Annotated in this window: 17 protein-coding genes and 3 pseudogenes; 7 read left to right on the forward strand and 13 right to left on the reverse strand. The window is 72.8% G+C overall.

What is annotated here, in order from left to right; all coding sequences use genetic code 11:
• Positions 1-12: 12 nt before the first annotated feature.
• Positions 13-930: a hypothetical protein gene (locus ACFYWQ_RS35035; RefSeq protein ID WP_389522265.1), complete on the reverse strand. Its 918-nt coding sequence runs from the start codon at positions 928-930 to the stop codon at positions 13-15.
• Positions 931-963: 33 nt separating this feature from the next.
• Positions 964-1,386, reverse strand: coding sequence for an ATP-binding protein (locus tag ACFYWQ_RS35040; protein WP_389522267.1), 423 nt, complete (start codon positions 1,384-1,386; stop codon positions 964-966).
• 202 nt (positions 1,387-1,588) lie between these two features.
• Between ACFYWQ_RS35040 and ACFYWQ_RS35045 the strand changes: the two genes are divergently transcribed.
• From ACFYWQ_RS35045 to ACFYWQ_RS35055, 3 genes and pseudogenes are all read left to right on the forward strand, one after another.
• A complete protein-coding gene (locus ACFYWQ_RS35045) occupies positions 1,589-2,440 on the forward strand; it encodes a helix-turn-helix domain-containing protein (RefSeq protein WP_389522269.1) in 852 nt (283 codons plus the stop codon).
• A gap of 8 nt (positions 2,441-2,448) precedes the next feature.
• The gene (locus ACFYWQ_RS35050; RefSeq protein ID WP_389522270.1) at positions 2,449-2,658 is read left to right on the forward strand and encodes a DUF397 domain-containing protein; all 210 of its coding nucleotides are present in this window, start codon (positions 2,449-2,451) and stop codon (positions 2,656-2,658) included.
• A gap of 69 nt (positions 2,659-2,727) precedes the next feature.
• A pseudogene (locus tag ACFYWQ_RS35055) lies at positions 2,728-2,889 on the forward strand (DUF397 domain-containing protein); the annotation flags it as partial.
• A 62-nt stretch (positions 2,890-2,951) separates the two neighbouring features.
• On the opposite strand, the gene ACFYWQ_RS35060 reads toward ACFYWQ_RS35055, so the two are convergent.
• Positions 2,952-3,257 carry an ArsR/SmtB family transcription factor gene (locus ACFYWQ_RS35060; RefSeq protein WP_389522272.1) on the reverse strand — a complete coding sequence of 102 codons (306 nt, stop codon included), beginning with the start codon at positions 3,255-3,257 and terminating at the stop codon, positions 2,952-2,954.
• Between the two features lie 57 nt (positions 3,258-3,314).
• Between ACFYWQ_RS35060 and ACFYWQ_RS35065 the strand changes: the two genes are divergently transcribed.
• Positions 3,315-3,656, forward strand: coding sequence for a putative quinol monooxygenase (locus ACFYWQ_RS35065; RefSeq protein WP_389522273.1), 342 nt, complete (start codon positions 3,315-3,317; stop codon positions 3,654-3,656).
• A gap of 227 nt (positions 3,657-3,883) precedes the next feature.
• Here the strand turns inward: ACFYWQ_RS35065 and ACFYWQ_RS35070 are convergent.
• From ACFYWQ_RS35070 to rsmI, 10 genes and pseudogenes are all read right to left on the reverse strand, one after another.
• Positions 3,884-4,549, reverse strand: a pseudogene (locus tag ACFYWQ_RS35070) (LuxR C-terminal-related transcriptional regulator); the annotation flags it as partial.
• A gap of 295 nt (positions 4,550-4,844) precedes the next feature.
• Complete coding sequence (locus ACFYWQ_RS35075; protein WP_389522274.1) at positions 4,845-6,968, reverse strand: PQQ-binding-like beta-propeller repeat protein; 2,124 nt, start codon at positions 6,966-6,968, stop codon at positions 4,845-4,847.
• Positions 6,969-7,085: 117 nt separating this feature from the next.
• A complete protein-coding gene (locus ACFYWQ_RS35080; RefSeq protein WP_389522276.1) occupies positions 7,086-8,894 on the reverse strand; it encodes a PQQ-binding-like beta-propeller repeat protein in 1,809 nt (602 codons plus the stop codon).
• Between the two features lie 457 nt (positions 8,895-9,351).
• Complete coding sequence (locus ACFYWQ_RS35085) at positions 9,352-11,163, reverse strand: ABC-F family ATP-binding cassette domain-containing protein (protein WP_389522278.1); 1,812 nt, start codon at positions 11,161-11,163, stop codon at positions 9,352-9,354.
• Positions 11,164-11,274: 111 nt separating this feature from the next.
• A complete protein-coding gene (locus ACFYWQ_RS35090) occupies positions 11,275-12,180 on the reverse strand; it encodes a 4-(cytidine 5'-diphospho)-2-C-methyl-D-erythritol kinase (protein ID WP_389522279.1) in 906 nt (301 codons plus the stop codon).
• Entirely contained in the window at positions 12,177-13,049 is an 873-nt protein-coding gene (gene rsmA / locus ACFYWQ_RS35095) for a 16S rRNA (adenine(1518)-N(6)/adenine(1519)-N(6))-dimethyltransferase RsmA (protein ID WP_389522281.1), read from the reverse strand. The genes ACFYWQ_RS35090 and rsmA overlap by 4 nt, the downstream gene beginning before the upstream one ends.
• A gap of 280 nt (positions 13,050-13,329) precedes the next feature.
• Complete coding sequence (locus ACFYWQ_RS35100; RefSeq protein ID WP_389522397.1) at positions 13,330-14,757, reverse strand: ubiquitin-like domain-containing protein; 1,428 nt, start codon at positions 14,755-14,757, stop codon at positions 13,330-13,332.
• Positions 14,758-15,118: 361 nt separating this feature from the next.
• The gene (locus tag ACFYWQ_RS35105) at positions 15,119-16,027 is read right to left on the reverse strand and encodes a TatD family hydrolase (protein ID WP_389522282.1); all 909 of its coding nucleotides are present in this window, start codon (positions 16,025-16,027) and stop codon (positions 15,119-15,121) included.
• Between the two features lie 257 nt (positions 16,028-16,284).
• Positions 16,285-16,659 (reverse strand): annotated as a pseudogene (locus ACFYWQ_RS35110) (hypothetical protein); the annotation flags it as partial.
• A 349-nt stretch (positions 16,660-17,008) separates the two neighbouring features.
• A complete protein-coding gene (rsmI, locus tag ACFYWQ_RS35115; protein WP_389522284.1) occupies positions 17,009-17,872 on the reverse strand; it encodes a 16S rRNA (cytidine(1402)-2'-O)-methyltransferase in 864 nt (287 codons plus the stop codon).
• A gap of 63 nt (positions 17,873-17,935) precedes the next feature.
• On the opposite strand from rsmI, the gene ACFYWQ_RS35120 reads away from it, so the two are divergent.
• The 3 genes from ACFYWQ_RS35120 (at position 17,936) to ACFYWQ_RS35130 (ending at position 23,594) form a co-directional block, all read left to right on the forward strand.
• Positions 17,936-19,744 (forward strand): dolichyl-phosphate-mannose--protein mannosyltransferase, encoded by a 1,809-nt coding sequence (locus ACFYWQ_RS35120; RefSeq protein WP_389522286.1) that lies wholly within the window; start codon positions 17,936-17,938, stop codon positions 19,742-19,744.
• Between the two features lie 187 nt (positions 19,745-19,931).
• Complete coding sequence (locus ACFYWQ_RS35125; protein WP_389522288.1) at positions 19,932-21,563, forward strand: penicillin-binding transpeptidase domain-containing protein; 1,632 nt, start codon at positions 19,932-19,934, stop codon at positions 21,561-21,563.
• 360 nt (positions 21,564-21,923) lie between these two features.
• On the forward strand, positions 21,924-23,594 hold the full coding sequence (locus ACFYWQ_RS35130; RefSeq protein WP_389522290.1) for a penicillin-binding transpeptidase domain-containing protein: 1,671 nt from the start codon (positions 21,924-21,926) through the stop codon (positions 23,592-23,594).
• Positions 23,595-23,618: the final 24 nt, after the last annotated feature.

Raw genomic sequence — 23,618 nt, forward strand, 5'->3', positions numbered from 1 at the left:
GTGTGGCGTGGGTCAGGCGGCGGGCCCTTCGCCGAACAGCTCCCTCGCGTCGGCGACCCGGTAGGAGCGGTCGAGCCAGGTACCCAGCTCGTCGACATCGGTGGAGGACAGGACGCGCTCCCTGACGGAGTCGGGGACATCGATCTGCCGCCACTGGAGGTTGCGCAGGATGATCTCGGCCCGCTCATGGGCCCGACCCTCCTCGCGCCCCTCTTCGCGGCCCTCCTCGCGCCCCTGCTCGCGGACTTCCTCAGCGAGCGGGTGCCGCCAGAAGTACTGCACCGTCGTCATGAAATCCCTCCACATCTGCCGGGCCTGCGGGTCTGTCAGGCACGAGTCGACGAACTGTACGAAGACCGCGGCGCTGTCCGCGTCGAGGGTCTTCAGAGCGGCCACCAGTGATTCCAGTATGCCCACGGCCTTCGGCCCGCGACCGTGTGTCATCGCCGAGAGCACCGCGAGGGCCGGATCCCGTACTGCCTCCGTCTCGTCCGCGACCACCGGGACGTTCTCCGGGCCCAGGACGAACGGCCACACCACCATCGACGGCCGTTCCGGCACCCCGACGTGGATCGGTTCCGCCGCCCAGCGGGCCGTGGAGGCGTTCTGCGTGACCACGATGAGCACCGGCTCACAGCGGTACTTCTCCCGCAGGTACCCCAGGTAATACGGCCAGCTGCCGCGCTTCCTCTCGTCCGGCTTGCCCTGCGACTCGACGACCAGGAGAAAGGTCCCCTGGTCCGTCTCGGCCCGCAGCAGCGTGTCGACGCGGCGTTCGACCGGTTCGACCTCGGTGAGGTCGACGTTCATGGCGGCGAAGTCGCGCGGCTCGGGGAAGGGAATGCGGAGTACCTGTTGCAGGGCACGAGTGAGCAGCGCGGGGTCCTTCTGGAAGATGCGGTGCATGGCCTCGTGCGACGAGCCGACCATCGGCTCTCCTTTCTGTCCGACGTGATCAACGAGCTACGCGGTGACGAGGTCACACCACACGTACTTGCCGCGCCGCCCACGGCGGGACAGCGGCTGCCAGCCCCAGACGTCCGCGCAGGCCCGGACCAGGGCCAGGCCCCGGCCGTCCTCGGCGTCGTCGGCGAGGTCGTCGAGCTTCGCGGGCGGGTCCGGGGGTTCGGGGTCGGCGTCCCAGACCCCGACGCGCAGGACACCGTCGGCGTAGCGGACCCGGAGGGCGGCGGGGCCACTGGTGTGCCGCACGGCGTTGGCGAGCAACTCGCTCGCGATCAGCTCGGCGGTGTCGGTGAGGTGGGCGAGGCCATGGAGGGCGAGGATCAGGCGCAGGGTGCGGCGGGAGACGGGGACGGCTCTGGGGTCGTTGGGGATGTAGAGGGAGTACTCCCAGGGGGCGGAGGTGGTGGCGGTTTCGGGCATGCGGCAGCTCCGTTCGTAAGGGGGTGAGGGAGGAACGAGGGCGCGGTGGCATTGCCGCAACCGTCATGGCAGGACGGAGCGGTGCGCTTCCGCAGAGTGTTTTTCGCGTCACTGACGGTAGGGCAATAATTTATGCCTCTGCAAGCCGTTGTCGTAGTCTGACACCCGAACGAGGCACGGATCCACGGACGTTGGGAGCTGCATGGCAGCGCGGAGCCATCCCACTGCTCGGCAGGTGCGCCTTGGCGCGGAGCTGCGCAAACTACGTGAGGCGGCAGGCCTGAAAGCTCGCGAAGCGGCGGCGTTCCTGAACTCGACCTCGGCCCAGATGAGTCAGGTGGAGGCAGGGATTGCAGCCGTCAGCGCGGAGCGCATCCGCCGCCTCGCGGCTCATTACGCCTGCACGGACAGGGCCTTGATCGAGGCGCTCGCCGACATGGCGGGCGATCGGACGCGCGGCTGGTGGGACGAGTACAGAGGGGTGCTCCCGCAAGTAAATCTGGACGTTGCGGAAGCGGAGCACCATGCGACCTTCCTGAAGGAGATCGTCATCCACCGCGTCCCCGGACTCCTCCAGACCCCCGACTATGCCCGAGCCGTGTTCAGGTACATGCGTCCGGAGTTGCCCGACAATGAGCTTGATCCACGGGTCGAGTACCGGATGAGGAGACGCTCGGCCATCGAAGGGGAAGCGCCCACCCCGTACGAGACGATCATCCACGAGGTGGCTCTGCGCATCCGGGTGTCTGACCGCCAGGGCTCACTCGCACAACTCCGTTGGATCCTGGATCAGATCGAACAGGGTCACGTCACCATCCGCGTCATCCCCACCGATCAGGACGGCTTCGCAGGCGCCGGGGCCTCGATGGTGTACGCGGGCGGTCCGGTACCCCGACTGGACACCGGACTCCGGGACGCTCCTACCGGCATCGTCTTCATCGACGCCGAAGCACAGCTGGAACGGCTCCGAACGCTCTTTCGTAAAGTGGAGGAAGCATCGCTTGACCCGGTGGCGTCACGGGACTTCATCCACCGCTTGACGAAGGAGCTGTGAGGCAGCCCATGAACCGCACCCTGCGCTGGCAGAAGTCGACGTTCTCCGACGGCGGCGAGGGGGACACCTGCGTCGAACTCGCCGCCTCCCCCGACGTGATCCACCTCCGCGAGAGCGACACCCCCACCACGCACCTCACCACCACCCCCACCGCCTTGGCACACCTCCTGAACGGCATACGCACGGACAGGGCCAGTCATCCAGTCCAGGCGGGCTGATTCAGCTGTCGTAAGACGGCCCTGTCGAAGCCCCGCCCCCCGTTCGGCGAAGGAGCAGTGAGACAGCCCATGAACGGCACCCTGCGCTGGCAGAAGTCGACGTTTTCCGGCGGCGCCGAAGGCAACGCCTGCGTCGAACTCGCCGCCTCCCCCGACGTGATCCACCTCCGCGAGAGCGACACCCCCACCACGCACCTCACCACCACCCCCACCGCCTTGGCACACCTCCTGAACGGCATACGCACGGACGCCGCCCGTCGCCCGGTCGAGTCGGGAGGAGGCGGCCGGCCGGGTCAGGACGTGGTTCCGCCCTCGTTCGGGCGGTCGAGTTCGGCCACGAGGAGTTCCAGCAGGCCGGGGCAGTGCTTCTCGATGTCCGTCCTGCGCAGCCTCAGTGTGCTTCCGTTGCCGTGATCGCGCTGTACCACCAAACCCGCTTCCCGCAGAACCCGGAAGTGGTACGTACGCGTGGCCTTCTTCACCGGCAGGTCGAACGATCCGCAGGCGCGCTCCCGGTCTTCGGGATCGGTCGCGAGTTCGGCGATCATCCTCCGCCGGGAGTCGTCCGCGAGCGCGGCGAACACTCTGCCAAGGTCCACGATCCTCCTTCAGGTACGACTTGAATCGTACCTCGACGCATGGCTAACCTCCCAGGTATGAACATCGTCATACCTGAGGGAAGCGGTCCCGTCGGCCTCTATGGATTCGCCCGGCCCCGCCCGGAACGCGCCGAGGAACTGGAGCGCCTGCTGCTCTCGTTCGTCGAGCCGACCCGTGCCGAGCCGGGCGCCTGGCAGTACCAGGTGCACCGTGATGCCTCCGACCCCACCACGCTGGTCTTCTACGAGCTGTGGCGTTCCGCGGACGATCTACGCGATCACCTTGCCCAGCCCGACCTCGTCCGGTTCCAGGAGACGCGCATGGACTACCTGCGCGAGGACCTGGAGATCCACTGGCTGACTCCTCTCACGGCAGACGTGACGCCCGCGCACGCGTGACGTCCCCGCCGCGGGGGCGGGGGTTGACGACACCCGCCCCCCCGCCGGGGGGGGGGGGGGGTGGGGGGGGGGGGCCCCGCGGGGCCCCCCGCCCGGGGGGGGCGCCCCGGCCGCCCCCCCCCCCCCGGCGCCCCCCCCGCCCCCCCCCCCCCCCCCCCCCCGCCCCGCGGGGGGGGCCCGCCCCCCCCCCCCCCCCCCCCCGCGGCCGTGTGGTGGGTGCTGTGCGGGAGGGGGCCCGCGCGGTCCAGCAGGCCTGTGCGGGCCGCCAGGGCCGCCGCCTCCAGCCGGGAGCCGACGCCCAGTTTCATCAGGACGCGCTGGACGTGGGTGCGGGCGGTGGAGGGGGCGATGCCCATGCCGGCGGCGATCAGACGGGTGTCCTCGCCGTCGGCGACCCGGACGAGGACCTCCACCTCGCGCGGGGTGAGCATCTGGAGCAGGCGCTGGCCCTCGTCGTCGGGCTGGGCGGCCGGGTTCAGCAGTTCGCCGAAGGCGCCCTGGAGGAGTTGGGGGGCGACGGCCGCCTCACCCGCCCGCGCCTTCATGATGGCCCGCTCCACGCCCTCGATGCGCTCGTCGTGCCGGACGTATCCCGAGGCGCCGGCCGCGAAGGCCGCCGCGATGCCGCGCGGGCTGGGGACCGGGCCCAGCACCAGGACGGCGACCTGGGGCCGGTCCCGCTTGATGCGGACGACCGGGTCGAAGATCCCCGGCTCGGCCGGGGTCGCCGTCCCCAGCAGGCACACCTCCGGTGCGCGGGCGATCACCAGGTCCGCCGCGCCCGCGGCGGGCGCGGCGGCGGCGAGCACCCGGTGCCCGCGCAGTTTCAGCGCCGAGGCCAGCGCCTCGGCGAGCAGTCGGTGGTCGTCGACCACCATGAGTCGCACTCCCATCGAGCAACCCCCCAGTCCCCCCTCGGATGCCCACACGGACGGTCAGGCACGGCCGGTCACGAGCACGTGCGCGCGCCGCGGCACACGTGCAGACAGACAAAAGGTGCCCCCCGGCACCTCGTCCTTCATGCCCCCGGAAGCTACACGCTTGTTCGACGTCGCGCTCCCCCTACCGGCGAGAAGTGCCCCGGATCGCCGAAATTCCTCTCATTCGAGGGTGTTGAGCGGTACGTGCACGGCCCCGTCCCTGAGCAGGGACGGGGCCGTGGGCGGTGCCGGTGCGATGATCAGCCGATCAGCCGTCGGTGCCGTACGCCAGCGCCAGGTACTCCTCCTCGCCGGAGGAGGAGTCGTCCGCGTACACGTTGGACATGTACAGGCGCCCCTGGGAGTAGATGAACTCCGTGTACTCGGGCAGCATGCCGGCCTCGGCCTCCCGCTCGGCCTCCGTCGACGGGTTCTGCATCAGCTTCGTCTGCTTGAACGAACCGCCGTCGATGCTGATGACCTGCCCGCCCTCGTCGTACGGCTGCCGCTTGTACGCGATGAGGTCGGTGCCGTCCATGCGGAGCGGGAACAGCTCGTAGTCGTCGCCGGCGTCGGCGCGCTGGCCGGTCTGCTTGCCGGTGGTCAGGTCGAAGGCGATGATCTCGTTGGTCTGGCTGTAGTCGCCGGAGCCGTCGTGCTCCTCGGTCGGCAGGTACAGCCGGTTGGTGCCGACCGCGACGCCCGTGCAGTGCTCGATCCTGGTGATGCCGTCGCAGCGGGCGGCGAACTGGTCGCCGGGGGCGGAGATGCGGGTGATCAGCTTGCCGGTCTTGTTGTCGACGGAGAAGAAGTCCGAGATGCCGCTGCCGTCCTGGGCGCTTTCGTTGACGTCGGCGGCGATGACCAGCGGGTCGGTGGAGACGACGCTCGCGTACTCGATGCCGGTCGACATCTTGTACTCGGAGAGCACCTTCCCGGAGGTCGGGTCGATGGTCTGGATGTGCAGCGTCCGCGCGTCGTAGTCACCGCACTTGCGGACCGCGACCAGCTTGGGGCCACCGCCGTAGCCGGCGTCGTAGCAGGTGTCGGCCGTCTTGGGGGCCCACAGGGCCTTGCCGGTGTCGATGTCGAAGGCCGCGCCGCCCTCGGTCGCGCCGAGCGCCACCGTGTGCGCGCTGACCGTGACGTTGTCGAACGTGACCGGGTAGTCGCCGGACAGGACCGTCTTCGTCCACAGCTGCTTGCCCGCGGCGAGATCGATCGCCGCGACCTGCGTGCAGCCGGCCGAGGAGTCCTTGGCGGGCATCTTCGGCTGGAAGACAACCGCCGTCCTGTCGTCCTCGGTGGCGTACTTGCTGGCCTCGCACACCGGGCCGGGCAGCTTGATCGTCCACAGCTTGGTGCCCTTGTCCGGGTCGTAGCCGACGATCTCGGCGACGCCCGACTTCACGTACGCCTTGTCGGTCAGCCAGGAGCCGGACACGACGACGCTGTCGTCCTCGGCGACCGTGGGCGACGGGACCTTGAAGAGGAGCTGGGAGTCGGGGTCGGAGGGCGCCTTCTCGGTGCCACCCTCGGACGTGCCTCCGGTGCCGCCCTTGTCGTCGCCGCCGGTCGTGCCGCCGGAGCTCGCGGTGTCGTCCTTCTTGCCGCTGTCCCCCGAGTTCGCGTACCAGACGCCGCCGCCGATGATCAGCGTGATCGCGACGACCGCGGCGACGATGATGGCCAGCTGGGCGTTGATCTTCCCGCCACCGCCCGGCTGCGGATGCATCGGCATCGTGGGCGGCTGACCGGCGTAGCCGCCCGGGTAGCCCGGCTGACCCGGCTGGCCCGGCTGTGCGTAGCCCGCCTGCGGGTGCATGGGGACGGTGGGCTGACCGGGGTAGCCGTAGCCGGGCTGCTGGCCGTAGGCCACCTGCTGGCCGTACGGGTTCGGCTGGCCCTGCGGAGCCGGCTGGGCCGGGTAGCCGTAGCCCGGGCCGGTGGGGGGCTGGGGCGGTCCGGCGGGCGGGGCCGTCTGCGGGTAGCCGTAACCCGGACCGGTGGGAGGCTGAGGCGGTCCGGCGGGCGGGGCCGTCTGCGGATAGCCGTAACCCGGGCCCGTCGGCGGCTGGGGCGGGGTCGGGGGCTGGGGCTGAGGTGCCTGCGGCGCCTGGGCGTTCGGCGGGGCCGGGGAGGCCGGAGGGACCTGGGCGGCCATGGCGGCCTGGTGGGGCATCGGGCCGCCCGGCGCCTTGTCGAGCTGCGGGCCCCCGGGCGGGGCCGGGGGCGCCGGCGGCGGGGCCTGCGGTGCGCCGAAACCGGGCGGCGGGGCGTCCTGCGGAGCCGCCGACGGCGGCTGCGGGGACTGCTGCGGCTGCCGCGGGGGCTGGTCCTGGGGGGTGCCCTGCGGGGGCTGGTTCGGCGGCGGGGGCGGCGGCTGGGTCATGGTGTGGGTACCTCGGGAGAACGCTCGGGACGACGGGGCGCGGGACACGGAGCACGGGGCCCGCGACGGCGGCCGACGGGAGGACGGGGGAAGGGGGCGCGGGACGGGGAGTCAGCCTTACTTGCCGTAGGCGAGCATCAGCTTCTCCTTCGTGTCGTCACTGCCCGTCAGCCGGGTGGTGGAGAGGTAGAACCGCCCGTCGACCCAGGCGACGTCCCGCTGGGAGAAGCCGTCCTCGAGGTCGATCGTGCTCTCGGGCATCTGGAGCAGCGTCGTCGGTGTGTGCGCGGAGCCGGCCGTCGGGATCGACACGACCCGCCCGGCCGCGTCCCACGACGGCTGGACGTAGGCGACGAGGTTGCCGCCCTCGACCTGCACCGGCAGCATCGACTCGTCCAGCGGGGACTTCACCCGCCACTTCTCCTTGCCGGTGGCGAGGTCGATGGCGACGATCTCGTTGGCGCCGCTGGTCGCTTCCGTCGGCAGGTAGAGGGTGTTCGCGTCGGCCGCCGTGCCCTCGCAGCCGGTCAGGTCGCGCTGGAGGATGGACCAGCCGCAGTCCGGCTGGAAGTCCTCGTCGAAGGTGACCTGCGACCGGAACGTGCCGTCCGCCTTGAGCGCCGCGATGTTCCAGGCGTTCTCGTCCGAGTTGGTGCTGTAGACGACCAGCGGGTCGACGGAGTACGTCCGCTCCACCTGCCAGCCCTTGTCGAAGGCCTGGGTCCACTTGACCTTGCCGGTCGCCGGGTCCAGTTCCTGCATCTCGTCGTGCTCATTGGTGCCGGACGCGTCGCAGGACGCCACCGAGATCAGCTTGGTGCCGCCCGCGAAGGCGGTGGGGAAGCAGGCGTCGCCGTACTTCTTCTTCTCCCACGTCGGCTTCCCGGTGCGCACGTCGTACGCCTGGCCGGACTGGGAGCGGCCCACCATCAGGGTGTTGCCGGTGAGGGACAGTTCGATGGTGAGGGCGCTGTCGAACAGGTCGCCGTCCTCGACGACGGCCGTCCAGCCCTTGGCGCCGGTGGTGAGGTCGATCTGCTGGAGCTGGTTGCACTTGGCGCGGTCGCTGGTGCCGCTCATGTAGGCCACGACGACCTTGTCGTCGGCCGTCTTCTGCGGGGTGACCGCGCAGATCTGCTGGGGGAACGTGACCGTGTCCCAGGTGGGCCTGCCGTCACCGACGTTGTAGGCGACGACCTCCTTGTAGGCGGCCTTCACCGCCGACTTGGAGGTGATCCACATGCCCGGGGCGTCGGCACCGTCGGAGGGCGCGTCGGGCGCCTCCTTGTACCAGAGCACCTCGGCCTCGCCGGACTTGCGGTCGGCGTTGAAGTCCTGTGTGTCCTCGCCGCCGTCGCCGCTGCCGTCGCCGGGGTTGACCGGGGCGCCGCTCGCCGTGGCCTTGCCGTCGTCGCTCTGCTGGGCGACCGGCTTCTTGTCCTCGTCGTCGCCACCGCTCGTGACCGCGAACACCGTCCCGCCGATCACCAGCAGCGCCGCGACCGCCGCGCCGACGACCAGGGCGGGCCTGCCCTTGAAGGGACCGCGCGGGCCGGACGGCGGGGTGCCGGGGCCGGGGGCGCCGGGGAACTGGGCCCCGGGGAACTGGGTTCCGGGGAACTGGGTTCCGGGCGGGGGCGGGTAGCCGTAGCCGGGCTGCTGTCCGTAGGGCGCGGCGGGCTGCCCGTAGGGACCCTGCTGCGAGGGCTGTCCGTACGGGCCGGGCTGCGGGGGCTGCCCGTAGGGGCCGGGCTGTGACGGCTGTCCGTACGGGCCCGGTGCGGGCGGGGGCGCGGCCGGGGCGCCGTAGGGGCCGGGCTGCGGATAGCCGTACCCCGGCTGCGGGCCCTGCGGCGGCTGGGGCGGCGGTTGCTGCGGTGCTCCGAAACCGCCCGGCTGCGGCGGCTGGTCGGGCGGCTGAGTCATCAGCGTGTTCCCCCTCGTTCACTGATTTTTAGCCACGCCCTGAGGTTCGTATCGGACCCAGAGTCGTTCTCAAAAAGTTCTCAGACGGCTCTTTCTATCACCCGGCACCGACAGCGCAGGGGCCCGTATCGGCGCCTGTTCCCAAGGGAGCACCGGCCCGTGATGCCGTCGTTATGCGCCTTCACGCCCCCTTCACGCGGCGCACGCGCTGCCCTCGCGCGCGGGGATGGGGGAACGGGCGAGGGCGCACGAGGGAGGTGATCGCGCCGGGAACAGGGGCGCGCAAGGGAACGGTTCACGCCGGGGCGAGGGCGCCCAGGTGAGCGATTCGTGCCAGGGGAGCGCGAGGGGGGCGGGTCGGGGTGCGGGTCGGGGTGCGGGTCGAGGTGCGGGCGGCCGCAGGCGCACACGGCCTCCGGTGCGGGCGGCCGCCGGTGCGGGCGGCCGCCCGTGGCCGTTACGCGTCCTCGGCCAGCTCCAGCCAGCGCAGCTCCAGTTCCTCGCGTTCGCCCGCCAGCTCCCGCAGCTGGGCGTCGAGTTCGGCGACCTTCGCGAAGTCGGTGGCGTTGTCGGCGATCTGGGAGTGGAGCTTGGTCTCCTTCTCGGAGATCTTGTCCAACTGCCGCTCGATCTTCTGGAGTTCCTTCTTGGCGGCGCGCTGGTCGGCGGCGCTCTTCTCGGCGGCGGGCTTCTGGGCGCCGGCCGGGACGGGGGCCGCGGCGGCGGCCGCCTCCTCCATGCGGTGGCGCCGTTCCAGGTACTCGTCGATGCCGCGCGGCAGCATCCGCAGGGTGGCGTCGCCGAGGAGGGCGAAGACGCGGTCCGTGGTGCGCTCGACGAAGAACCGGTCGTGGGAGATGACGATCATCGAGCCGGGCCAGCCGTCGAGGACGTCCTCGAGCTGGGTGAGGGTCTCGATGTCGAGGTCGTTGGTGGGCTCGTCGAGGAAGAGGACGTTGGGCTCGTCCATCAGCAGGCGCAGCAGCTGGAGACGGCGGCGCTCACCGCCGGACAGGTCGCCGACCGGCGTCCACTGCTTCTCCTTGCCGAAGCCGAACGTCTCGCACAGCTGCCCGGCGGTCATCTCGCGCCCCTTGCCGAGGTCGACGCGCTCGCGGACCCGCTGGACGGCCTCCAGGACCCGCCAGGTCGGGTCGAGTTCGGCGACCTCCTGGGAGAGGTAGGCGAGCTTGACGGTCCGGCCGACGGCGATCCGCCCGCCGGCCGGCTGGGCCTCGCCCTCGGTCCGCGCCGCCTCGGCCATCGCCCGCAGCAGCGAGGTCTTCCCGGCGCCGTTGACGCCGACGAGGCCGATGCGGTCGCCGGGGCCGAGGTGCCAGGTGACGTGCTTCAGCAGCACCTTGGGTCCCGCCTGGACGGTGACGTCCTCCAGGTCGAAGACGGTCCTGCCGAGCCGGGAGGACGCGAACTTCATCAGCTCGCTGCTGTCCCGGGGCGGCGGCACGTCCGCGATCAGCTCGTTGGCGGCCTCGACGCGGAAGCGGGGCTTGGAGGTGCGGGCGGGGGCGCCGCGGCGCAGCCAGGCGAGCTCCTTGCGGACGAGGTTCTGCCGCTTGGTCTCCTCCGTCGCCGCGATCCGTTCGCGCTCCGCGCGGGCGAAGACGTAGTCGGAGTAGCCGCCCTCGTACTCGTGGACGACGCCGCGCTGGACGTCCCACATGCGGGTGCAGACCTGGTCGAGGAACCAGCGGTCGTGCGTGACGCAGACGAGCGCGGACCGGCGCTCGCGCAGGTGCTGCGCGAGCCAGGCGATGCCCTCGACGTCGAGGTGGTTGGTGGGCTCGTCGAGGACGATCAGGTCCTGTTCCTCGATGAGCAGCTTGGCGAGCGCGATACGGCGGCGCTCACCGCCGGAGAGGGGTCCGATGACGGTGTCGAGGCCCTGGGGGAAGCCGGGCAGGTCCAGGCCGCCGAAGAGGCCGGTGAGCACGTCCCTGATCTTGGCGTTGCCGGCCCACTCGTGGTCGGCGAGGTCCCGGATGACCTCGTGCCGGACGGTGGCCGCCGGGTCGAGGGAGTCGTGCTGGGTCAGCACGCCGAGCCGCAGGCCGCCGGAGTGGGTGACGCGCCCGGTGTCGGCCTCCTCCAGCTTGGCGAGCATCCGGATCAGGGTGGTCTTGCCGTCGCCGTTGCGGCCCACCACGCCGATGCGGTCCCCTTCGGAGACGCCGAGGGAGACGCCGTCGAGCAGGGCACGGGTGCCGTACACCTTGCTGACGTTCTCGACATTGACCAGATTGACGGCCATTTCTCTCCTGCCCGGGGGGATCGTCAGCCTCCCAGCGTAATGCGCGCCGGTCGGTGGCCGGTCCCCGGCGGGTCGGGGTCGGGGGTCAGGGGCGCGGGTCGGGAACGCGGGTCAGTGCCGCTCGCGCAGGACCGTCGCGCCGGGCGCCGGTCCCGTCGCCGTGCGCACGGTCCGGCAGGTCCCGGAGGTGCGCAGCGCCTCGGCGACGGCCGCCGCGGCGGCGGTGTCGCGGACGAGGAACGCGGTGGTCGGGCCCGAGCCGGAGACGAGCGCGGCGAGCGCGCCCGCCGCGCGCCCGGCGGCGAGGGTGCCGGCGAGCTCGGGGAAGAGCGAGAGGGCGGCGGGCTGGAGGTCGTTGGAGACGGCGGCGGCGAGCGCGTCGGGGTCGCCCTCGGCGAGGGCATCGAGGACGTCCGGCGAGGCGACGGGTTCGGGGATGTCGCGGCCCGCGGCGAGCCGGTCGAACTCCCGGAACACGGCCGGCGTCGACAGCCCCCGCGGGGCCAGCGCGAACACCCAGTGGAAGGTGCCGCCGGTGTCCAGGGCGGTGAGCTTCTCGCCGCGCCCGGTGCCGAGGGCGGCGCCGCCGACCAGGCTGAAGGGGACGTCGCTGCCGAGTCCGGCGCAGATGTCGAGGAGTTCGTCGCGGGTCGCGCGCGTGCCCCACAGCGCGTCGCAGGCGAGGAGGGCGGCCGCGCCGTCCGCGCTGCCGCCCGCCATCCCGCCGGCGACGGGGATGTCCTTGGCGATGTGCAGGTGCACGTCGGGGGTGCGGCCGTACCGCTCGGCGAGCGCGATCGCCGCGCGCGCGGCGAGGTTGGTGCGGTCCAGGGGGACCTGGCCGGCGTCCGGCCCCTCGCAGGTGACGCGCAGCGCGTCGGCCGGGGTGGCGGTGACCTCGTCGTACAGGCCGACCGCGAGGAACACGTTGGCCAGGTCGTGGAAGCCGTCGGGGCGGGCGGCGCCCACGCCGAGCTGGACGTTGACCTTGGCGGGCACGCGCACGGTGACGCTCACGCGGACTCCTCCACCCGGTGCTCGGCGATGCGCGCGAACTCCTCGACGGTCAGCGACTCGCCGCGCGCCTGGGGGGAGACCCCGGCGGCGACCAGGGCCGCCTCGGCGGCGGCGGCGGAACCGGCCCAGCCGGCGAGCGCGGCGCGCAGCGTCTTGCGGCGCTGGGCGAAGGCGGCGTCGACGACGGCGAAGACCTCGGCCCTCGACGCCGTGGTCTTGACCGGTTCGGTCCGGCGGACCAGGGAGACGAGCCCGCTGTCGACGTTCGGCGCGGGCCAGAAGACGTTGCGTCCGATGGCGCCGGCGCGCTTGACGTCGGCGTACCAGTTGGCCTTGACGGACGGCACGCCGTACACCTTGTTGCCGGGTACGGCGGCGAGCCGGTCGGCGACCTCCGACTGGACCATGACCAGGGTGCGCTCGATGCTCGGGAAGGTGGCGAGCATGTGCAGCAGCACGGGCACGGCGACGTTGTACGGCAGGTTGGCCACCAGCGCGGTCGGGGCCGGGCCCGGCAGCCCGGTCACGTGCATCGCGTCGGAGTGCACCAGCGCGAACCGCTCCGCGCGCTCCGGCATGCGCGCCGCGATGGTCGCGGGCAGCGCGCCGGCCAGCACGTCGTCGATCTCGACGGCCGTGACCCGGTCGGCGACCTCCAGCAGCGCGAGCGTCAGGGAGCCGAGCCCCGGCCCGACCTCCACGACCACGTCGTCGGGCCGTACCTCCGCGGTGCGGACGATACGGCGGACCGTGTTCGCGTCGATCACGAAGTTCTGGCCGCGCTGCTTGGTGGGCCGCACGCCGAGGACGGCCGCCAGTTCGCGGATGTCGGCGGGGCCCAGGAGGGCGTCGGGGGTGGGGCTGCTCACGGGACAAGGGTACGGGGGTGCACCGGGCGCGGTTGCCCGGTACCGGGGGGCGTGGGCGGGGCGCGGGGGCTGGCGCTCGCGGGGGGCGTGGGCGGGGCGCGGTGCTCGCGGGGGGGGGCGGTGCTCGCGGGGGGGGCGGTGCTCGCGGGGGGGGGCGGTGCTCGCGGGGGGGTGGTGCTCGCGGGGGGGTGCTCGCGGGGGGGCGGGGCGCGGTGCTCGTGGGGTGCCGCCACGCTCCGCCGTGCCGCCCCGGCCGTACGGCCGCCCGCGGCCGCGCCGCTCAGCCCTTCAGCCGTGCCCCGCAGTGCGGCCAGGGACTCGACCCCCGCCGCGTGTACAGCTTCTTCGCCCGCGACGTCTGCTCCTCCGCCGGGGCGTCCTCCGGCCGGCCGCTGCCGCCGAGGAGCCGCCAGGTGTGCGCGTCGAACTGGTACAGCCCGCCGTACGTACCGGACGGGTCCACCGCGTCGGGGCGGCCGCCGGACTCGCAGTCCGCGAGGGACCGCCAGTCCAGGTCGTCGGTCCCCCGCACGGAGCGCGGCAGTGGCTTGGTGCCCACCTTCACCACCTGCGCGCGCGGCTCGCGCACGATCTCGGTCCGGATCCGCCGCGACTTCTGCCGGACGCCGTTGACGGTGCGCACGGAGTACGTGATCCGGCGCAGGCCCGGCTGTCCGGCGCGTTCCACGACCTCCGTGCCCCGGAACAGCGAGGGGTCCTCGGCCCGCCGCACCTGGAAGGGGATCGCCTCCTCCCGCACCTCCTCGGAGCCGGTGACGCGCAGCACGGTCACGGTCTGTCCGTCGCGCGGGAAGCTGGCGGGCGGGACCGACGTGGTGTCCTGGCCGCGCAGGGTGATCCCGGCCTCCCGGACCGCCTCGCGCACGGTCGCCGCGTTGGTGCGGACGGTGCGGGCACGTCCGTCGGCCATGATCGTCAGGGCGCGCTCGGTCCGGACGTCCAGTGCGAGGCCGCCCCGCCCGATGCGCTGGTGGCGCGAGGCGGAGAGGTACGCGCCCTCGGAGCGCACGCCGAGCTGTCCGAGCGCCTCCTGCACCGTGCGCGCCGTCGTCCACACCTCGCGCCGGTGTCCGTCGAGGGTGAGCCGGACGGGGCGGCCGTAGTGCACCGCGATCTCGTCGCCGCTGGTGAGCTCCGTGCCGGGGCCGGGCGCCACCACGTCGTGCGTCCCGAACGCCACGCCCTCCTGGGCGAGCAGTTCGGTCACGTCGTCGGCGAACGTGTGCAGGGTGCGCGACCGGCCGTCGACGGTCAGCTCGATCGCCTTGTCCTTGGCGACGAAGGCGGCGGTGCCGCCGGCGAGGAAGGCGACGACCAGCGCCTGCGGCAGCAGGCGGCGCATGGTGGAGTCCGGGCGCTCGGCGTAGCGCGCCCTGCGCCGGCGCGCGGCCCGCCGCCCGGTCCCGGCGCGCACGGGCACGCCCGCGCCCTCGCCGGCCGGGCCGTCCGACCCGGGTGGGCCGTCCGACCCGGGCGGGGGCACCGGCTCGGGGATCGTCTCGTAGGCGGGGCGGTAGGTGTCCCCGTACGGCCCCGACCCCGGCGCCGTGTACACGCCGTAGGCCACCGTCTCCGCGCTGTGCGGGCCGGGAAGCTGCACGGTGGGCGGAGACCCGTACCCGGCGGGGCCGTATCCGGGGGGCCCGTATCCGCTGGGCCCGTAACCCTCGGCGGGCCCGTACCCCACGGAGCCGTACCCTTCGGCAGGCCCGTACCCCTCAGTGGGCCCGTACCCCACGGAGCCGTACCCCTCAACGGGCCCGTACCCCTCGCCGGAGCCGTACGGTCCAAACGTCTCCACCGGAACGTACGGCTCCGGCGGAACGTACGGCTCCACCGGGGTGTACGCCCCGCTCGGGCCGTACGGGTCCTGCGGTGCGCAGGGCTCCGCGGGCGGCCCCGGGTCGTACGGCTCGAACGTCTGGTACTGCGAGTTGCTCACGCCGACGCGCTCCAGGGGCCGGAGGGGGTCCAGAGGGGTCCGGATCGGGCCCCCAGAACCTAGCGGAGCATTCGTCACTCTCCAAAGCGGCGCGGCTACGCAGCGTTCAGTAGGCGAAGGCGCGGGCGGTGTTGGCGGCGAGGGCGGTCGCCATGGCGTCCTCGTCGATGCCCCGGACGGCGGCCATGGCGCGGACCGTGACGGGGACGAGGTACGGGGCGTTGGGCCGGCCGCGGTAGGGCGCCGGGGTGAGGAAGGGCGCGTCGGTCTCGACCAGGACGAGGTCCAGCGGGGCGACGGAGAGGGCGTCGCGCAGGTTCTGGGCGTTCTTGAAGGTGACGTTGCCGGCGAAGGACATGAAGTACCCGGCGCGGGCGCAGATCTCCGCCATCTCGGCGTCGCCGGAGTAGCAGTGGAAGACGGTGCGCTCGGGGGCGCCCTCCTCCTTCAGGATGCGCAGGACGTCGGCGTGGGCGTCGCGGTCGTGGATGACGAGGGCCTTGCCGTGCCGCTTGGCGATCTCGATGTGGGCGCGGAACGACGACTCCTGCGCCTCCTTGCCCTCGGGGCCGGTGCGGAAGTAGTCCAGTCCCGTCTCGCCGACGCCCTTGACGTGCGGGAGCGCGGCCAGGCGGTCGATCTCGGCGAGCGCCTCGTCGAGCGCCGCCGCGCCCCCCGCCGCACGCGCGCCCTGCCGCGACCAGCCTCCCCCAGCCCCAGGGGGCTGGGAGGTGCCCCCAGGATCGCCGTGCACGATGCGCGGCGCCTCGTTGGGGTGCAGGGCTACGGCCGCGTGGACGGCGTCGTACGCGGCCGCCGTCTCGGCCGCCCACCGGGAGCCGCGGACGTCGCAGCCGACCTGGACGACCGTCGTCACGCCGACCGACGCGGCTTTCGCGAGCCCCTCCTCCACCGTGCCGGACTGCATGTCGAGGTGGGTGTGGGAGTCGGCGACCGGCACCCCGAGGGGGGCCGGGAGCGGCGGCGCCGCGTTCTTGTCGGCGTTCGAAGGCATGTCCCGATCCTACGGAAGGGGGCGGGTCCGCGGCCGTCCGCCTCCGGCCGCCGGCCGGCTCAGCCGGCCCGGTGCTGGAAGGGGTGCAGCAGGTCGGACAGGTGCCAGTGGTGCTCGCGGCGCGGCCGCCGCTCGTGCCGGTCCCCCCGGCCGTCGTCCCGGCCGTCGTTCCGGCCGTCGTTCCGGCCGTCGTTCCGGCCGTCGTTCCGGACGTCGTTCCGGACGTCGTTCCGGACGTCCGCGCGGCCGTGTTCCCGGCCGTGCTCCCGGCCGTCCGCGCGGCCGCCGCTCCCGGCGGCGGGTTCCGGCGCCTCCACCGGCCCGGCCGGGGGCGTGCGGTGGGGGCGGCGGGCGGCGCTGAGCACCGAGGCGACCTGCCCCGCCCGCATGATGCGCACGAGGTGCCCGTCGCAGTTGAGGCAGGTGGGCCGGCTCAGCGGGGACGGCACGATCCGGCCGTTCGCGACGTAGAGGACGAACTCGTGTCCGTCGGCGTCCGTGTGGTGCTCTATCTCGTACGACTGCTCCCAGCCGTGCCCGCAGCGCATGCAGGCGAAGGAGTACGACTCGTGCACGACGGGGACCGCCGCGGCGCGCAGGTGGCCGGTCGTCTGCCCTGTGATCTCACTCATGCCAGCTCCCGTTGTCCGCTGGACAGACGCCCCCTGGCGCGGGGATTCCCCCCGGAATCCCGTTCGGGGGCGTGGGACGGGTGCGTCCCTGGCGTCCAGTGGACTCCTCCGCCGGTGCGGGCGCAGCAGGCCTGTCGAGTGTTGGGAGTGATTTGGGCGGCGCTTGCCGAAATGGTGCGGCGGACGGCCTGTGGGCTTTGCCTTGCACGCCGGCCCTTTGCCCCTGCATGGGGCGTGCGCTCAGAGGACGCGCGCCCCGCTCAGACGACGCGTCCTCCCTGCTCAGCGGCGCGCGGGCACCGGCGCACCGCCGCACCGCTCAGCGGCGCGGCGGGCCAGGGTGCACCGCTCAGGGCGTCCGCTCGGAGTGCTTCGCGGCCACCACCGCGTCGAACACCTCCCGCTTGGGCAGCCCCGCCTCCGCCGCCACCGCGGCGATGGCCTCCTTGCGGCGCTCGCCGGCCTCCTCGCGGAGCCGGACCCGCCGCACCAGTTCCGCCGCGTCGAGCTCCTCGGGCCCGCGCTCGGGCGCACCGGAGACGACGACGGTGATCTCGCCGCGCACGCCCTCGGCCGCCCACGCGGCCAGCTCGGCCAGCGGGCCGCGCCGGACCTCCTCGTACGTCTTGGTCAGCTCGCGGCAGACGGCGGCGCGCCGCTCCCCGCCGAACACCTCGGCCATCGCGGCGAGGGTGTCGTCCAGCCGGTGCGGGGCCTCGAAGTAGACGAGGGTGCGGCGCTCCTCGGCCACGTCCCGCAGCCGCGACAGCCGCTCCCCCGCCTTCCGGGGCAGGAACCCCTCGAAGCAGAAGCGGTCGACGGGCAGCCCGGACAGGGCGAGGGCGGTGAGCACGGCGGACGGGCCCGGTACGGCGGTGACCCGGACGTCCCGCTCGACGGCGGCGGCGACCAGCCGGTACCCGGGGTCGGAGACGGACGGCATGCCCGCGTCGGTGACGAGCAGCACGCGCGCGCCGCCGAGCAGCTCCTCCACCAGTTCGGGCGTGCGGGCGGACTCGTTGCCCTCGAAGTACGACACCACGCGTCCCTTGGGCGTCACGCCGAGCGCCTGCGTCAGCCGGCGCAGCCGGCGGGTGTCCTCGGCGGCGACGACGTCGGCGGCGGCCAGTTCCTCGGCGAGCCGGGGCGGGGCGTCCGCGATGTCCCCGATGGGGGTTCCTGCAAGGACCAGGGTTCCGGGTGCGACTGTCACGTTTCCAGTCTCGCAGGGGGTGAGACACGGAAATCCCACAGAAGGGTTCCCTACGATGGCGCGGTGACCAGTACCGCGTCCTCCACGGACTCCACGGACTCCACGGGCCACCGGCAGCAGGCCCCGGCACCGCAGGACCAGGCGCCGCAGGCCCAGGCCCCGCAGGACCAGGCACCGCAGGACCAGCGGCCGTCGTGGCGGCAGCGGCTGCGCCGCTTCGGATACGCGGCGGAGCCGGGCGGCGACGTCCGGGAGCGGCTGGTGCCGCCGTTCGCCGAGCCGAGCCCGCGCCTGTGGGAGGCGCTGGGGGTGCCCCCCACGGCGGTGGAGCGCGTGCTGCGCTGGTCGGGCTGGGGCGGTCCGCTGCTGGTCACGCTGGTGGCGGGCGTGCTGCGGTTCTGGAACCTGGGCAGCCCGAAGGCGGTGATATTCGACGAGACGTACTACGCCAAGGACGCCTGGGCGCTCGTCCACCGCGGCTTCGAGGTCAACTGGGACAAGAACGCCAACGACCTCATCCTCTCCTCGGGCGGCCACGTCACCGTCCCGGCGGACGCGGCGTACGTGGTGCATCCGCCGGTCGGGAAGTTCGTCATCGGGCTGGGTGAGCTGCTCTTCGGGTTCGATCCGTTCGGCTGGCGGTTCATGACGGCGCTGCTGGGCACGCTGTCCGTGCTCATGCTGTGCCGCATCGGGCGCCGGCTGTTCCGTTCGACGTTCCTGGGCTGTCTGGCGGGCGCGCTGATGGCCGTCGACGGGCTGCACTTCGTGATGAGCCGCACCTCGCTGCTGGACGGGGTGCTGATGTTCTTCGTGCTGGCGACGTTCGGCTGTCTGCTGATCGACCGCGACAAGGCGCGTGAGCGGCTCGCGGCCGCGCTGCCGCCGGACGCCGACGGGCACCACCGCCCGGACGCGCACCTCGCCGAGACGACCCGTCTGGGGCTGCGCCCGTGGCGCTGGGCGGCCGGTGTGATGCTGGGCCTGGCCATCGGCACCAAGTGGAACGGCCTGTACATCATGGTCGCGTTCTGCCTGATGGCGGTCCTGTGGGACGTCTCCTCGCGCCGGGTGGCCGGAGCCCGCCGCCCCTACCGGGCGGTGCTGCGGCGCGACACGGGACTGGCGTTCCTGGCCACGGTGCCGGTCGCGCTGGTGACGTACCTGGTGTCGTGGACGGGCTGGATCCTCTCCCCCGACGACGGCTCGGGCGGCTACTACCGCAACTGGGCGGCGACCGACGGCAAGGGCGGCAGCTGGACGTGGCTGTTCCCCGACTGGCTGCGCAGCCTGTGGCACTACGAGCACGAGGTGTACGAGTTCCACACCCACCTGACGTCCCCGCACACCTACCAGTCGAACCCGTGGAGCTGGATCGTCCTGGGCCGCCCGGTCTCCTACTTCTACGAGTCCCCGGCGCCCGGCGTGGACGGCTGCCCGTCGGACGCGGGCGAGAAGTGCGCGCGCGAGGTGCTGGCGATCGGTACGCCCGTGCTGTGGTGGGCGGCCTGCTTCGCGATCGCGTTCGTGCTGTGGCGCTGGCTGTTCCGCCGTGACTGGCGGGCCGGGGCGATCGCCTGCGGGATCGCGGCCGGCTGGCTGCCGTGGTTCCTGTACCAGGAGCGCACGATCTTCCTCTTCTACGCCGTGGTCTTCCTGCCGTTCCTGTGCCTGGCGGTGGCGATGATGACCGGGGCGATCGTCGGGCGTCCGGGGTCGAGCGACACCCGGCGGGTGGTGGGCGCGACGGCGGCGGGCGTGCTGGTGCTGCTGATCGCGTGGAACTTCATCTACTTCTGGCCGCTGTACACCGGCCAGGCGATCCCGATCGACTCCTGGCGTTCACGGATGTGGCTGGACACCTGGGTCTGATTCCGTCACCTGATGGCCCGGTTGTCCCCCTGAACCGATCTCCGTTCGGACAAGTTCCGGAAACACCCGTCACAGAGACCCCCGGCCCCGCTTACAGTGCGAACACAGGAAGCTTTTTCGAACGCGTTCAGATTCGCTGCCGGAGGGGCTCGCGGGGACAACGGGGATGCCGGGGAGGGTGCGGGGCATGCGCAAGGGGGCCAAGGCGGCGATCGTCGGCTCGGTGCTGGCCGTGATGGTGGGTGGGGCCGGGTACGGCACGTACAACTTCGTGAGCGCGCTGGACGGGGGCAGCGGGACGGGCGGCGGGGGGACGGCGTCCGTGCGGAGCGGGCCGCCGAGCGCGTCCGAGGTGAAGGACACCACCGCCGCGTTCTTCGCGGCCTGGGAGCAGGGCGACGCGGCGACCGCGGCGTCGTACACCAACAACGCCGAGATGGCGGAGCCGCTGCTGACCTCGTACGCGGAGGCCGCGCACATCACCGGCGTGACGATCACCCCGGGTACGGCGAGCGGGGACACCGTGCCGTTCGGGGTGAAGGCGACGGTGTCGTACGAGGGGAAGTCCGAGCCGCTGGCCTACCAGAGCCGGCTGACGGTGGTGCGAGGGCTCACCACCGGGCGGGCGCTGGTGGACTGGCAGCCGTCGGTGGTGCACCCGAAGCTGACGGCGATGGACGACACGCTGGTCACGGGCGAGTCGCAGGCGCCGGCGATCGAGGCCGTGGACCGCGACGGCAAGGTGCTGACCAAGGAGGACTACCCCTCGCTCGGGGCGATCCTGGACGAGCTGCGCTCCAAGTACGGCGACCGGGCGGGCGGGACGGCCGGTATCGAGCTGGCGATCCGGCACGCCGGCACGGGGGTCGCCGACACCCCGCTGCTGACCCTCGCCGAGGGCAAGGCGGGCAAGGTGCCCACCACGCTCAGCGCGCGGGTGCAGGCCGCCGCCGAGAAGGCGGTGCAGAAGTACCCCGAGTCGTCGGTGGTGGCCGTCCAGCCCAGCACCGGTGACGTCCTGGCGGTCGCCAACCACCGGGCGGACGGCTTCAACGCCGCCTTCCAGGGCACCGTGGCCCCCGGCTCCACCATGAAGATCGTCAGCGCCGCCACGCTCATCGACAACGGCCTGACCACGGCGGACGGACCGGCGCCCTGCCCCGCCGAGGCGATGTCGGAGGGCCAGACCTTCCACAACATCGACGGCATGGACCCGGACGAGGGCGCGACCCTCTCGGAGAGCTTCGCGCGCTCCTGCAACACGGCGTTCGTCAAGTTCGCCGACGAGGTCGAGGTCGACTCGCTGACCCAGGAGGCGCAGGATCGTTTCGGGCTCGGGCGCAACGACTGGAAGACCGGGATCGCCTCCTTCGACGGCCGGGTCCCGGCGTCCGGCGGCCCGGACACCGCGGCCAACCTGATCGGCCAGGGCCAGGTCCAGATGAACCCGCTGAACATGGCGTCGGTGACGGCGACCGCGATGACGGGGGTCTTCCGCCAGCCGGTGCTCGTGCCGCAGAGCCTCGACGACCGCGAGATCGCCCGTGCGAACGGGCTGCGGGCCGGTACGGTGCAGCAGCTCACCTCGATGATGAACCGCACCGCGACCAGCGGCACCGCGGCCGAGGTGATGGCCGGCCTGGGCGGCCGGATCGGCGCGAAGACGGGCTCCGCCGAGGTCGACGGCCAGGCCCGGTCCGACAGCTGGTTCACCGGCTACCGCGACGACGTCGCCGCCGCGGCCATGACCCAGGACGGCGGCCACGGCGTCGACGCCTCCGGCCCGATCGTCGCGGCCGTCCTGAAGGCCGGCGGCTGAACGGACGGCGCGGGGTCGGCGGCCGCACCGAGTGGCCGGGGTCGGCCGTACCGAGTGCCCGGGGTCGGCCGTACCGAGTGCCCGGGGTCGGCCGTACGGACGACCCGGGGCGGCCGCACCCAGCACCCGGGATCGGCCGTACGAAGGACCCGGCACGGCCGCACCCAGCACCCGGGATCGGCCGTACGAAGGACCCGGCACGGCTGCCCGTAGGCCGGGTGGCTGACGTCACACGTGACGTCGCTCCACAGAAGGGGACTCTAGGCTGGTGGCCGTCGTTGGGTGGGTGAGGGTCGGTTCGGGCAACCGGCGGGGACAGTGGGGCGAGGCGGCCCCGGGGATCGCGGAGGAACGCAGGCAGTGGGCAAGAGAAGGCGCGTCGCCGAGCGACGGAACAAGCGGCCCGCGATGGTCGCCGGCATGATCGCCGTCGTCGTCGGCGGCGCCGGTCTCGGGGCCTACGCGCTGTACGGCGGCGGGGCGGCGGCCGAGGACGGAGCGACGACGACCGCCGCGAAGAAGCCGCAGGTCAAAACAGGTCCACTGTCGGCCAAGGAGGTCACCGCCGCGGCCCGGACGTTCCTCACGGCCTGGCAGCAGGGCAAGGTCGCGCAGGCGGCCGCCGCGACCGACGACCCGACGGCCGCCACCGCCCTGCTCACCGGCTACACGAAGGACGCCCACATCACCGGCGTCACCCTCACGGCGGGCGCCCGCTCGGGCGACAAGATCCCCTTCTCCGTGAAGGGCACGGTCAGCTACAAGAAGACCGCGAAGCCGCTGGCGTACAGCAGCACGCTGACCGTCGTGCGGGGGACGTCGGACGGCGAGCCGCTGGTCGACTGGCACGCGTCGGTGGTCCACCCCGATCTCGCCGACGGGGACACCCTGGTGACCGGCGAGGCGGGCGACCCGCCGGTCACGGCGCTGGACCGGGACGGCGGCGAGCTGACCGCCGCGAAGTACCCGTCGCTGGGCACGGTCCTGGACGGGCTGCGCGAGAAGTACGGCAAGAAGGCCGGCGGCACGGCGGGCGTCGAACTGCGCGTGGTGCGCGGCAAGGCCTCGAAGGCGAAGAAGTCCTCCGACAAGACGCTCCTGGAGCTCAGCGAGGGCACGCCGGGCACGATCGAGACGACGTTGAGCCCGGCTCTCCAGGCCGCGGCGGAGAAGCAGGTGGCGAGCCGTTCGCGTGCCTCGGTGGTCCTCATGCGGGCCTCGACGGGTGAGATCCTCGCCGTCGCCAACAGCAACCCGAACTTCAACACGGCCTTCCAGGGCTCCCTGGCCCCCGGCTCCACGATGAAGGTCATCACGGCGTCGCTGCTGATCGAGAAGGGGCTGGCGTCGGCGGACGAGGCGCACCCCTGCCCGAAGTACTTCACGTACGGCGGCTGGAAGTTCCAGAACGACGACGAGTTCAAGATCGACGGCGGCACCTTCAAGGCGAGCTTCGCCCGCTCCTGCAACACCGCCTTCATCAGCCAGGCCGGCGAGCTGGACGACGACAGCCTGACCAAGCAGGCGCAGCAGGTCTTCGGCCTGTCGATGAACAACTGGGCGATCGGCGTGCCCACCTTCGACGGCTCGGTGCCCGTGCAGTCGAAGGCGCAGAAGGCCGCCTCGCTGATCGGGCAGGGCGGCGTGCGGATGAACCCGCTGAACATGGCGTCGGTCTCCGCGACGGTCAAGTCGGGCACCTTCCACCAGCCGTACCTGGTGGCCCCCTCGGTCGACGACCGCACCCTGGCCACCGCCTCGCGCACGATGTCGTCGTCGACGCTGTCGCAGCTGCGGGAGCTGATGAACTACACCGCCGCCTACGGCACGGCCGCCGAGGCGATGTCCGGGCTCGGCCCGGACTACGGCGCGAAGACCGGCTCGGCGGAGGTCGACAACCAGGAGAAGCCCAACGGCTGGTTCACCGCCTACCGCGGCGACCTCGCGGCGGCGGGCGTCGTGCAGGCCGGCGGCCACGGCGGCGACACCGCCGGACCGATCGTGGCGGCGCTGCTGAAGGCGGGCGGCTGACGACGGACGGCAAGGTGACGACAG

Origin of the sequence: Streptomyces sp. NPDC003247 (assembly GCF_042888135.1) — a bacterium.
GTDB lineage: Bacteria > Actinomycetota > Actinomycetes > Streptomycetales > Streptomycetaceae > Streptomyces.